At 66.0% G+C, this 11,457-nt stretch carries 14 protein-coding genes; 7 read left to right on the top strand and 7 right to left on the bottom strand.

Features of this window, described 5'->3' with window-relative positions:
• Positions 1–6 precede the first annotated feature (6 nt).
• The 7 genes from QTI68_RS21880 to QTI68_RS21910 all read left to right on the top strand — a co-directional run bounded on the left by QTI68_RS21880 (position 7) and on the right by QTI68_RS21910 (position 5,044).
• Positions 7–483 (top strand): peroxiredoxin, encoded by a 477-nt coding sequence (locus QTI68_RS21880; RefSeq protein ID WP_286507466.1) that lies wholly within the window; start codon positions 7–9, stop codon positions 481–483.
• Between the two features lie 190 nt (positions 484–673).
• A complete protein-coding gene (locus QTI68_RS21885) occupies positions 674–2,413 on the top strand; it encodes a PhoH family protein (RefSeq protein ID WP_286524429.1) in 1,740 nt (579 codons plus the stop codon).
• Between the two features lie 98 nt (positions 2,414–2,511).
• The gene (locus QTI68_RS21890) at positions 2,512–2,883 is read left to right on the top strand and encodes a VOC family protein (protein ID WP_286524430.1); all 372 of its coding nucleotides are present in this window, start codon (positions 2,512–2,514) and stop codon (positions 2,881–2,883) included.
• Between the two features lie 4 nt (positions 2,884–2,887).
• The gene (locus tag QTI68_RS21895; RefSeq protein WP_286524432.1) at positions 2,888–3,352 is read left to right on the top strand and encodes an EVE domain-containing protein; all 465 of its coding nucleotides are present in this window, start codon (positions 2,888–2,890) and stop codon (positions 3,350–3,352) included.
• A 20-nt stretch (positions 3,353–3,372) separates the two neighbouring features.
• Positions 3,373–3,858: a GyrI-like domain-containing protein gene (locus QTI68_RS21900; protein ID WP_286524437.1), complete on the top strand. Its 486-nt coding sequence runs from the start codon at positions 3,373–3,375 to the stop codon at positions 3,856–3,858.
• 1 nt (position 3,859) lies between these two features.
• A complete protein-coding gene (locus tag QTI68_RS21905) occupies positions 3,860–4,351 on the top strand; it encodes an MGMT family protein (RefSeq protein WP_286524439.1) in 492 nt (163 codons plus the stop codon).
• 9 nt (positions 4,352–4,360) lie between these two features.
• Entirely contained in the window at positions 4,361–5,044 is a 684-nt protein-coding gene (locus QTI68_RS21910; RefSeq protein WP_286524441.1) for a helix-turn-helix transcriptional regulator, read from the top strand.
• Positions 5,045–5,110: 66 nt separating this feature from the next.
• Here the strand turns inward: QTI68_RS21910 and dnaB are convergent, their stop codons facing one another.
• The 7 genes from dnaB to ppsA form a co-directional block, all read right to left on the bottom strand.
• Positions 5,111–6,514: a replicative DNA helicase gene (dnaB, locus tag QTI68_RS21915; RefSeq protein WP_286507457.1), complete on the bottom strand. Its 1,404-nt coding sequence runs from the start codon at positions 6,512–6,514 to the stop codon at positions 5,111–5,113.
• A 171-nt stretch (positions 6,515–6,685) separates the two neighbouring features.
• Positions 6,686–7,138 carry a 50S ribosomal protein L9 gene (gene rplI / locus QTI68_RS21920; protein WP_286367286.1) on the bottom strand — a complete coding sequence of 151 codons (453 nt, stop codon included), beginning with the start codon at positions 7,136–7,138 and terminating at the stop codon, positions 6,686–6,688.
• Between the two features lie 13 nt (positions 7,139–7,151).
• Entirely contained in the window at positions 7,152–7,433 is a 282-nt protein-coding gene (rpsR, locus tag QTI68_RS21925; RefSeq protein WP_007830781.1) for a 30S ribosomal protein S18, read from the bottom strand.
• Positions 7,434–7,451: 18 nt separating this feature from the next.
• Positions 7,452–7,754, bottom strand: a complete 303-nt coding sequence (gene priB, locus QTI68_RS21930; RefSeq protein ID WP_286524444.1) for a primosomal replication protein N — start codon at positions 7,752–7,754, stop codon at positions 7,452–7,454.
• A 4-nt stretch (positions 7,755–7,758) separates the two neighbouring features.
• The gene (gene rpsF / locus QTI68_RS21935; RefSeq protein WP_286507454.1) at positions 7,759–8,133 is read right to left on the bottom strand and encodes a 30S ribosomal protein S6; all 375 of its coding nucleotides are present in this window, start codon (positions 8,131–8,133) and stop codon (positions 7,759–7,761) included.
• Positions 8,134–8,243: 110 nt separating this feature from the next.
• On the bottom strand, positions 8,244–8,726 hold the full coding sequence (locus tag QTI68_RS21940) for a hypothetical protein (protein WP_286524446.1): 483 nt from the start codon (positions 8,724–8,726) through the stop codon (positions 8,244–8,246).
• Positions 8,727–8,890: 164 nt separating this feature from the next.
• A complete protein-coding gene (gene ppsA, locus QTI68_RS21945; RefSeq protein ID WP_286524448.1) occupies positions 8,891–11,284 on the bottom strand; it encodes a phosphoenolpyruvate synthase in 2,394 nt (797 codons plus the stop codon).
• Between the last annotated feature and the right edge of the window lie 173 nt (positions 11,285–11,457).

Below are 11,457 nucleotides of genomic sequence, written 5' to 3' on the forward strand. Positions count from 1 at the left end.
AGTTTCATGGCGATCGTTGTCAACAAACCCATTCCCGAATTCGACGCCAATGCGACAGGCGGCCTGAAGGTCTCGAACACCTCACACCTCGGCCATGTGCTGGTCATGTACTTCTACCCCAAGGACAATACCCCGGGCTGCACGACCGAGGCGATGCAATTCCGCGATCGCTACAAGGACTTCGAGAAGGCCGGCGCCACCGTGTTCGGCGTCTCCCGCGACAACATGAAGTCGCACGACGAATTCAAGGCGAAGCTCGAACTCCCCTTCGAGTTGATCGCCGATACCGAAGAGAAGATGTGCCACATGTTCGGTGTGGTCAAGAACAAGATCATGTACGGCAAGAAGGTCAAGGGCATCGAGCGCAGCACCTTCCTGATCGGCGCCGACGGCATCCTGAAGGCCGAATGGCGGGGCCTCAAGGTCCCGGGCCACGTCGACGACGTCCTGAAGGCGGTCAAGGCGCTCAAGAAATCCGCCTGAAACCCGAATTCGTGTGGTTTTTCGCGCTCGCGTTGGCGAAGCGCAACGATCACAGGCTGCGTCACGTGCGATGTGCATAATGGCTTCATGCCGTTGAGCTCCACGACCGCATCCACCGAAAAAAGCCGCCCTGGTCTTCAGGCGGCTTTTTCGCTTTCTGGCCCCTTTACTTTTGCGAGCGACACCCTCCATGCCCTTGCCTCCCGCCCCCACGAAACGCGCCGCACTGCTTTCGCCGGACGCCCACGACGCGCCCGCCCGTTCCTCGCACGGACGCAGCGGCCGCCGCTCGGCCGACCGCAGGACTGAGCAAAGCGACTCGAACGGGCCCCAGCCGCTCGAATTGTTCGATCGCCACGCGGCCGAGGCCGGCGCCGCGATCGAGCCGCCGCCGCTGCCCCGGGCCAAGGCGCCGCCGCGTCCGGTGCAGGAGCCGGCGGTGCAGGTCGAAACCCGCGTCCGGGCGCCCGCCCCGGCACCGCAGGTCGCCCAGCGCCCCAAGCGCAGCAAGTCCAACGGTCCGGCGAAGCTCTTCGTGCTCGACACCAACGTGCTGCTGCACGACCCGATGTGCCTGTTCCGCTTCGAGGAGCACGACATCTTCCTGCCGATGATCGTGCTGGAAGAGCTCGACGGCCACAAGAAGGGCACCACCGAAGTCGCGCGCAACGGGCGCCAGACCAGCCGCACGCTCGACGCCCTGGCCGGCGCGCAAGGTGCCGACATCGGCAAGGGGCTGAAACTCGACACCACCGGCCACCGCGAGGCCGGGGGCAAACTGTTCTTCCAGACCGCGCCGCTCGACTACACGCTGCCCACCAGCCTGCCGCAGGGCAAGGCCGACAACCAGATCCTGGGCGTGGTGCAGGCGCTGCGCGACCTCTACGCCGAGGACGCGCCCGGCCGGCCGAAGCAGGAAGTGGTGCTGGTGTCGAAGGACATCAACATGCGCGTCAAGGCACGCGCGCTCGGGTTGGCCGCCGACGACTACCAGAACGACAAGACGCTCGAGGACGGCGACCTGCTCTACGCCGGGACGCTGGCCCTGCCGGCCGACTTCTGGACCCGCCAGAGCAAGACGGTCGAAAGCTGGCAGAGCGGCAGCAGCACCTTCTACCGCATCAGCGGCCCGATCGTGCCGAACCTCTACATCAACCAATTCGTGTATTTCGAGGCGCCCGGCGAGCCCAGCATGTATGCGCGCGTGACCGAGATCCGCGACAAGACCGCGGTGCTGAAGACTTTGAAGGACTACGGCTCGGTCAAGAACGCTGTGTGGGGCGTGAACACCCGCAACCGCGAGCAGAACTTCGCGATGAACCTGCTGATGGACCCGGACGTCGACTTCGTCACGCTGACCGGCACCGCCGGCACCGGCAAGACCCTGATGGCGCTGGCCTCGGGCCTGACGCAGGTACTCGACGACCGCCGCTACACCGAGATCATCATGACCCGCGCGACCGTCAGCGTCGGCGAGGACATCGGCTTCCTGCCCGGCACCGAGGAAGAAAAGATGGGCCCCTGGATGGGTGCGCTCGACGACAACCTCGAGTTCCTGGCCAAGGGCGACGGCGGCGGCGCCGGCGAATGGGGCCGCGCGGCCACCAACGAGCTGATCCGCAGCCGCATCAAGATCAAGAGCATGAACTTCATGCGCGGGCGTACCTTCCTGAACAAGTACGTGATCATCGACGAGGCGCAGAACCTGACGCCCAAGCAGATGAAGACGCTGGTGACGCGGGCCGGCCCGGGCACCAAGATCATCTGCATGGGCAACCTGGCCCAGATCGATACGCCCTACCTCACCGAGGGCTCTTCCGGCCTGACCTTCGCGGTCGACAAGTTCAAGGGCTGGCCGCACAGCGGGCACATCACGCTGGCGCGCGGCGAACGCTCGCGGCTCGCCGACTTCGCCAGCGAAGTTCTCTAGTTCGGCCATTTTTCGCCGCTGCTGAAGCCTGCTGACACTACGTTGTCAGCAGGCGGCGCGCAGCATGGAGGCTTCATTCATCCCCTGAGGAAGCCACCATGACCACCACCATCAACTGGTTCGAAATCCCCGTCGCCGACCTGGACCGGGCCCAGGCCTTCTACGAGAAAGTGCTCGGCCGCGCGCTCAAGCGCGAGGACATGGGCGGCGCGGCGATGGCGATCTTCGCCTACGAGGAGCCGGCCACCGGCGGCTGCCTGGTGGCCGGCGGGCCGCGCGCCGCCGCCGCGGGCAGCGGCGTTCGGATCTATCTCGACTGCATGCCGAGCATCGACGCCGCGCTGTCGCGCGTGGCGCCGGCTGGCGGGCAGATCGTGACGCCGAAGACGGCGCTGCCGGGCGAGATGGGCTCTTTCGCGGTGCTGCGCGACACCGAGGGCAACGAAGTCGGGCTGCACGCCCTGGCCTGACGCCATGACCGCCCCCACCCGGCACAGGAACTGGATCGCCATCGCGAGCGCGGAGCATGCGCGCCGCGGCCGCGACGATCCCGCGGGCGGCTTCATGCAGGTCGGCCACGGCAAGCTGGCGCCGCTCAAGCGCATCCGGGCCGGCGACCATGTCGCCTACTACGCGCCGACCACCACCCTCGGCCGCGCCGACCGGCTGCAGAGCTTCGTATCGATCGGCGTCGTCCACGGGGACCACCCCTATGAGGCCGACATGGGCGATGGCTTCGTTCCCTGGCGGCGCGACGTCCGCTACGCCTCGGCGACCCGGGAAGCGCCGATCCTGCCGCTGATCGAGCAGTTCGATTTCGTCGACGACCCGAAGCACTGGGGCGGCAAGTTCCGCTTCGGCCTGTTCGAGGTCAACGACCACGATTTCGGACTGATCGCGGCCGCCATGCAGGCCGAGCTGCAAGGCCTCGGCCCTTGAAACCGATGATGGAGAAAACCATGCAATCCCAATCCCAATCTCAATCTCAATCTCAACCCCAGCGTCGACACCTCGAACCCTTCCGCGTCGCGGGGCTGACCGCGCGCACCACCAACCGCGACGAGAGCGATCCGCAGGCCGCCCGCATCGGCACGCTGTGGGACCGCTTCTTCGGCGAGCGGGTTTACGAGAAGACGCCGCACCGCGTCGACGACATGCGGCTCTTCGGCGTCTACTCGGACTACGAGGCCGATGCCCATGGGGCCTTCGACATCACGACCGGCGTCGCCGTGGCGGACGGCCCCGCGAGCGTGCGGATCGAGGGCGGCGACTACCTGGTCTTCCACGGCCACGGCGAGATGCCGCAGATGGTGCTCGCGGTGTGGCAGGCGATCTGGCACTATTTCGATGCGCACCCCGAGATCAAGCGTCGCTACAAGACCGACTTCGAGGCCTACAGCGGCCCCGACCAGGTCGCCATCCACATCGGAATCCTGACGGACTGACATGAGCGGCACCAACGGCAGTCGACACGCCAAGAAGAGCTGGCGAGAGAAGCTCGCAGGCTACCCGCGGCTGCCCGAAGTGAAGCCCATTCCGCCCGCCATGCAGCGCCGTCGTGGACCGGGGACCATCGTGACGCCCTCCCCGCGCGAGGTCGAGGAGGCGATGCGGCGGGTGCCCGAGGGCCGCCTCGTGACCGTCTTCGGTATCGGCGAGCAACTGGCGCGCGAGCACGGCGCCACCATCGGCTGCACCGTGACCACCGCGATCTTCGCCAGCATGGCGGCGCAGGCCGCGGCAGAAGAGCAGCAGGCCGGCCGTCGCGACACCACGCCCTACTGGCGCACGCTGAAGGTCGACGGCGAACTGAATCTCAAATACCCCGGAGGCCTCGATGAACTCATGCGCCGGCTCGAATCCGAAGGTCATACCGTGGTCCAGCGAGGCAGGCGCTATTTCGTCGAAGATTTCGAAACCAAGATCATCGGAAGCTGACCGCCCTCCATGCGCCGTGCCGACCGCCTGTTCCAGATCGTCCAGCTCATCCGCGGACGCCGGCTCACCACGGCCGCCTTCCTGGCGCACCGGCTCGAGGTCTCGGAGCGCACCGTCTACCGCGACGTCGCAGACCTCCAAAGCCAGGGTGTGCCGATCGAAGGCGAAGCCGGCGTCGGCTACCGGCTCGGCTCCGGCTTCGACCTGCCACCGCTGATGTTCACGCAGGACGAGGCCGCGGCACTGGTCGCCTCGGCCCGCCTGGCGCAGAGCTGGGTCGACGCCGCGATGGCGCGCGACATCGAATCGGCGCTCGGCAAGATCCTGTCGGTGCTGCCGCCGGCGGCACGGGTGTCGGCCGAGAGCCTGGCACTCTACGCGCCGGCCTACGTGCTCGACGCCGGCACGCGCGATCGACTGCAGACCTTGCGCGAGGCGGTGCAGTCGCGCCACAAGCTGCGCATGGACTACCGCGATGTCGCCGGCGCCCCGAGCCAGCGCACGGTGCGCCCGCTGGGCTGCTTCTATTGGGGCAAGGTCTGGACCTTCTCGGCCTGGTGCGAGCTGCGCGACGACTTCCGCGGCTTTCGCATCGACCGCATCGACACCATCGAAGTGCTGCCCGAGCGCTTCAGGGACGAGCCGGGGAAGACCCTTGCTGACATGCTGCGCCGGCTCAAAGCGGATGCCTAGTCAGTTGAGGACAGAGCAAAAACTGCTGCGCAGTTTCTTGGTCTGTCCCGCAAGGTCTCAAAATTCTCAGAAGTCGTTGCCGCCGCCCGCCAGGTTCTCGAACTTGGTCAGCGGCTTCAGGAAGGCCAGCTTGACGGTGCCGGTCGGGCCATTGCGGTGCTTGCTGATGATCACCTCGGCGACGCCCGGCTCCTTGCTGTTCTTGTCGTAGTAGTCGTCGCGGTAGATGAACATGATGATGTCGGCGTCCTGCTCGATCGCGCCGGACTCGCGCAGGTCGCTCATCATCGGGCGCTTGTCGGTGCGGCTCTCGACGCCGCGGCTCAGCTGCGACAGCGCGATCACCGGGCACTTGAGCTCCTTGGCCAGCATCTTCAAGCCGCGCGAGATTTCGCCCACGGCGGTGGCGCGGTTCTCGTCGTTCATGCTGCTCGAGACGCTCATGAGCTGCAGGTAGTCGACCACGATCAGGCCGAGCTTGCCGTACTGGCGCGCCAGCCGGCGCGCGTTGGCGCGCAGCTCGCTCGTGGTGAGGCCGGGCGTCTCGTCGATGTGCAGCGACACATTGCGCAGCTTCTCGATGGCTTCGGTCAGGCGCGGCCATTCCTCGTCGGTCAGCTTGCCGGTGCGCAGGTGGCCCTGGTCGATGCGGCCGATCGAGCCGACGATACGCACCGCCAGCTGCGAGGCGCCCATTTCCATCGAGAACACCGCCACCGGCAGGCCTTCGTTGAGCGCCACGTGCTCGGCGATGTTGATGGCCAGCGAGGTCTTGCCCATCGAGGGCCGCGCCGCCAGCACGATCATGTCGCCCGGCTGCAGGCCCGAGGTCATCTTGTCGAATTCGTAGAAGCCGGTGCGCACGCCCGTGATGTCGTTCGGGTTCTCGGCCATCTCGGTCACGCGGTCGAGCAGTTCGACCACCAGGGAATCCATGCCCTGGAAGCCCTGCTTCATGCGCGAGCCTTCCTCGCCGATGTTGAAGATCTTCTGCTCGGCTTCGTCGAGGATCTTGTCGACCGCCTTGCCTTGCGTGTTGAAGGCGTTGGTGGCGATCTCGTCGCTCGCGCTCACCAGCTTGCGCAGGATCGAGCGCTCGCGCACGATTTCAGCGTAGCGCCGGATGTTGCTCGCGCTCGGCACGTACTGCGCCAGCGAGTTGAGGTAGGCCAGGCCGCCGATCTCGTCGGCCTTGCCGAGGTTCTGCAACTGCTCGTAGACCGTGATCACGTCGGCCGGTTTGCTGGCGTTGATCAGCGTGCCGATGGCCGCGTAGATCAGCTTGTGCTCGTGGCGATAGAAGTCGCCGTCGACCACCACGTCGCCCATGCGATCCCAGGCGCCGTTGTCGAGCAGCAGGCCGCCCAGCACGCTCGATTCGGCCTCGATCGAATGCGGCGGGATGCGCAGCTGCGCAATCTGGCGGTCTGACGACGGGTCGTTATCGGCGTAGGAAAAGAGTGCGGACATGAAGTTCCTTGCAACCATGCATGCTAAGCCGGGCGAGGCGCGGCGTCACGTGGACAAGGCTGTGAATAAGCGGTGATCTTCCGGTGCAGCGTGCGGGACAACCCAGGCCGCCGGAAAAAGAAAAGCCGCCCGAAGGCGGCTCTTTCACGCGCACGAAGCGCGTGGGGCGTCTTAGGCGCTCTCGCCGTAGACCGTGACCGTGATGTCGACCACCACGTCGGTGTGCAGCGCGACGCTGACGGTGCTGTCGCCGACGACCTTGATCGGGCCGTTGGGCATGCGCACTTGCGACTTCGCGACCTTGTAGCCTTGCTTGCTGAGCTCTTCGGCGACGTCGGCGTTGGTGACCGAGCCGAACAGGCGGCCGTCGACGCCGGCCTTCTGGGTCAGCTTGATGGCGGTGCCACCGAGCTTTTCACCCTGGGCTTGCGATTCGGCCAGCTTGGCGGCCGCAGCCTTTTCGAGCTCGACGCGCTTGGCTTCGAATTCGGCCTTGTTGGCTTCGGTGGCGCGGCGGGCGCGGCCCGAGGGGATCAGGAAGTTGCGTGCGTAACCGTCCTTGACCTTGACGATCTCGCCGAGCACGCCGAGGTTGACGACCTTGTCCAGAAGAATGACTTGCATGGTGGTTCTCTCCTTAGACGCGGTGTTGGTCGCTGTACGGCACCATCGCGAGGAAGCGGGCACGCTTGATCGCGGTGTTGAGCTGGCGCTGGTAGATCGCGCGCGTGCCGGTCAGGCGTGCGGGGATGATCTTGCCGTTTTCGCTGATGAAGTCGCGCAGGGTGTCAATGTCCTTGTAGTCGATCTCTTCGACGCCGGCGACGGTGAAGCGGCAGAAGCGCTTGCGCTTGAACAGCAGCGACTGGGTGTTGCGCTTCGGACGCTTGTCCTTGTTGAATTTCTTGAACGTGGCCATGTTTGGACCTCTAGAAAATTAATCTTGCTGAAAGTTCTGGATGTGAAGCACTGGATGCTTGCCGTTGCCCGGTGTCGCGAGGAAGCCCTGGAATCGCCAGAGACTGCCCAGCTCCTGCCTTGCGAGCCTTTCGGCCACTGCGCCGAAGGCGACGGCCTTGATGGCCGCCTTGACCTGTCGGGGCTGGGACGCTTCGGTCACTGTCGACTCGTGTTCGAGTCGCAGGTCGACGGCGGGCAGTCCGGCAGGCGTGAAACGCAGGGCTCCGAGTTCGGCGACGCAGGCAGTCAGCAACAGCTGATTGACCGCGGCAACGCTCACGCCATCAGTTGTTGTTGGCGGCGTATTCGGCCTGCTGGGCCTTGCGGGCCTCTTCGCGCTCGACCGTCTTCATCATCGACGAAGGACCGGTGTCGGCCTTCTTCTTGACCACGGTGAGGTGGCGCAGGACAGCGTCGTTGAACTTGAACGCGTGCTCGAGCTCGGCCATGACGGTCTGCTCGGCTTCGATGTTCACGCACAGGTAGTGCGCCTTGTTCAGCTTGTTGATCTGGTAGGCCAGCTGACGGCGGCCCCAGTCTTCGACGCGGTGGATCTTGCCGCCGCCGGCCGTGATCAGGCCCTTGTAGCGCTCCAGCATGGCCGGAACCTGCTCGCTCTGATCCGGGTGGATCAGCAAAATGATTTCATAGTGACGCATTGGCACTCCTTGTGGTCCGTTTGGATTCCCCGATGTTGTTCGAGGAAAGGGGTTGAGCCACCCGCGGCGTCAGACGTGGTGTGGCAAGGCAAAGCCGTAAATTATAGCACTCAGGCGCCGCGCAGTGCCCGTTCGAGTCCGGCGGCCTTGTCAGGCCCCACCGCGGCCTGGATCTTCGGGAACAGCTCCAGCAGCTGCTCGTAGTTCGCGGTGCCCTCGACCGACAGGTTGAGCCTGAAGCCGCGCAAGCCCAGGCTGCCCGTCAGCTGGGTCGCGATGGGATAGGCGTCCTTGTAGCGCTGCTGGTCGGAGCGGCCCACGGCCGGCGCAGCGGCCACGGGCGCAGGCGCAGGCGCGGGCGACGCGGCGGGCCCGGCAGCGGCGGGAGCGCTGGCCTCGCCGACCAGCGCCAGCAGGCCCTGCGCGATCATCTGGTCGATTTCCTCGCGGCTCACGCCCATCCCGGCCTCGAGCACGTCGCCGACGCTCCGCTTGCCGTCGCAAAGGATGAACGCCGTGCGCTGGCGGGGTGTCAGCGCGACCGAACGATCCTTCAGGACGCGCTGACCGGCTTCAGTCTTGACAAGAATCATGGGTTCCTCGACGCCAGGGGCGCGGCTCGGCGCTCCCGGAAATGCCCGGAGTTTGACAGCAAAGATGCATTTGGTTGCAAATACACCAAGCTGACACGGGGATTACACCGAGTCCGTGAACAAAGTCGTTGCGCGACGGTGACACCGTCGCGCCTCACGATCGGTCAGCGCTTGGCGAGCTGCTGCCAGGTCTCGATGACGCTGTCGGGATTCAGCGAAATCGACTCGATCCCCTGCTCCGCCAGCCAGAGCGCGAAGTCCGGGTGGTCGCTGGGGCCCTGGCCGCAGATGCCGACGTACTTGCCCTGGGCCTTGCAGGCCTTGATGACCTTCTCCAGCAGGGCCTTGACCGCGGGGTCGCGCTCGTCGAAGTCGGCGGCCAGCAATTCGAGGCCGGAATCGCGGTCCAGGCCCAGCGTGAGCTGGGTCAGGTCGTTGGAGCCGATCGAGAAGCCGTCGAAGAACTTCAGGAACTCCTCGGGCAGGATCGCGTTGCTCGGCACTTCGCACATCATGATCAGCTTGAGCTCGTTCTCGCCGCGCTTCAGGCCGTGCTCGCCCAGCAGTTCGGTCACGCGCTGGGCCTGGCCCAGGGTGCGCACGAAGGGCACCATGATCTGCACGTTGGTCAGGCCCATCTCGTTGCGCACGCGCTTGAGCGCCTCGCATTCCATCGCGAAGGCCTCGCCGAACTCGCCGCTCAGGTAGCGCGCGGCGCCCCGGAAGCCGAGCATCGGGTTCTCTTCCTCGGGCTCGTAGCGGCTGCCGCCGATCAGCTTGCGGTACTCGTTCGACTTGAAGTCCGACAGCCGCACGATCACCGGCTTGGGCCAGAAGGCGGCGCCGATGGTGGCGATGCCCTCGGCCACCTTGTCGACGTAGAAGGCGCGCGGCGAGGCATGTCCGCGGGCCACCGATTCGACCGCCTTCTTGAGGTCGGCATCGACGTTCGGGTAGTCGAGGATCGCCTTCGGGTGGACGCCGATGTTGTTGTTGATGATGAACTCGAGCCGCGCCAGGCCGACGCCGTGGTTCGGCAGCTGGGCGAAGTCGAAGGCCAGCTGCGGGTTGCCGACGTTCATCATGACCTTGAGGTCGATGGGGGGCATTTCGCCGCGCTGGACTTCGGTCACCTCGGTTTCGATCAGGCCGTCGTAGATGAAGCCGGTGTCGCCTTCGGCGCAGCTCACGGTCACCAGGGTGCCGTCCTTGAGCAGGTCGGTGGCGTCGCCGCAGCCGACCACCGCCGGAATGCCCAGTTCGCGGGCGATGATCGCCGCGTGGCAGGTGCGCCCGCCGCGGTTGGTGACGATGGCGGCGGCGCGCTTCATCACCGGCTCCCAGTTGGGGTCGGTCATGTCAGTGACCAGCACGTCGCCGGCCTGGACCTTGTCCATCTCGCTGATGCTGTGGACCAGCCGCACCGGCCCGGTGCCGATCTTCTGGCCGATCGCGCGGCCCTCGGCCAGCACGGCGCCGCGGCCCAGCAGCTTGTAGCGCTGCTCGGCCTTGCCCTGCTGCTGGCTCTTCACGGTTTCAGGGCGCGCCTGCAGGATGTAGAGCTGGCCGTCGGTGCCGTCCTTGCCCCATTCGATGTCCATCGGGCGGCCATAGTGCTCCTCGATCACCAGCGCGTACTTCGCCAGCAGCTCGACGTCGGCGTCGGTCAGCGAGTAGCGGTTGCGCTGCTCGGTCGGCACGTCGGTGGTCTTGACCAGCTTGCCGCTGGCGGCCTTTTCGGCGGCGCTCGCGAACTCCATCTGGATCAGCTTGGAGCCCAGGTTGCGGCGGATCACGGCCCGCTTGCCGGCGCGCAGGGTCGGCTTGTGGACGTAGAACTCGTCGGGGTTCACGGCGCCCTGCACCACCGTCTCGCCGAGGCCGTAGCTCGAGGTGATGAACACCACGTCCTCGAAGCCGGATTCGGTGTCGATCGTGAACATCACGCCGGCGGCGCCGAGGTCGCTGCGGACCATGCGCTGGACGCCGGCCGACAGTGCCACCACGTCGTGGGCGAAGCCCTTGTGCACCCGGTAGCTGATCGCGCGGTCGTTGTAGAGGGAGGCGAACACTTCCTTCATCTTGTGCAGCACGTCTTCGATGCCGACCACGTTGAGGAAGGTCTCCTGCTGGCCGGCGAAGGAGGCGTCGGGCAGGTCTTCGGCGGTGGCCGAGGAGCGGACCGCGAAGCTGGCCTGAGGATTGCCGGCCGACAGGGTGGCGAAGGCATCCGCGATCGCCTTCTGCAGATCGGCCGGGAAAGGCTGGGCCTCGACCATGGCGCGGATTTCGCCACCCACGGTGGCCAGGGCGCGCACGTCCTCGGTGTCCAGCGCGGCCAGCTTGGCGCTGATCTTGTCGGCCAGGCCGTCATGGGCCAGGAACTGGCGGAAGGCGTGGGCCGTGGTGGCGAAGCCGGTGGGCACCCGCACGCCCTGCGGCAGCTGGGAAATCATCTCGCCGAGACTGGCGTTCTTGCCGCCGACCGACTCGACGTCGGTCATTCTCAGGTTTTCGAAAGGGACGACCAGGGCGGTCGCTTCGAAGAGGTCAGACATGGGAAAGCTCCAGAAGTTGAAACTGTGGCTGCATGCAGGCGGCACGACGCGATCGTTCTTCTTGCTCTGGGCATCGGCGGGGGGTGCATGCTGGAATTCGAAGGGGAAAAGTGCTCGGCTTTCCCGATAATGGGGCGAATTGTAGGCGCGGCGGGGTTCGGCGTGCCGCAGGA

Origin of the sequence: Variovorax sp. J31P207 (assembly GCF_030316965.1) — a bacterium.
GTDB classification, from domain to species: Bacteria; Pseudomonadota; Gammaproteobacteria; order Burkholderiales; family Burkholderiaceae_C; genus Variovorax; species Variovorax ginsengisoli_B.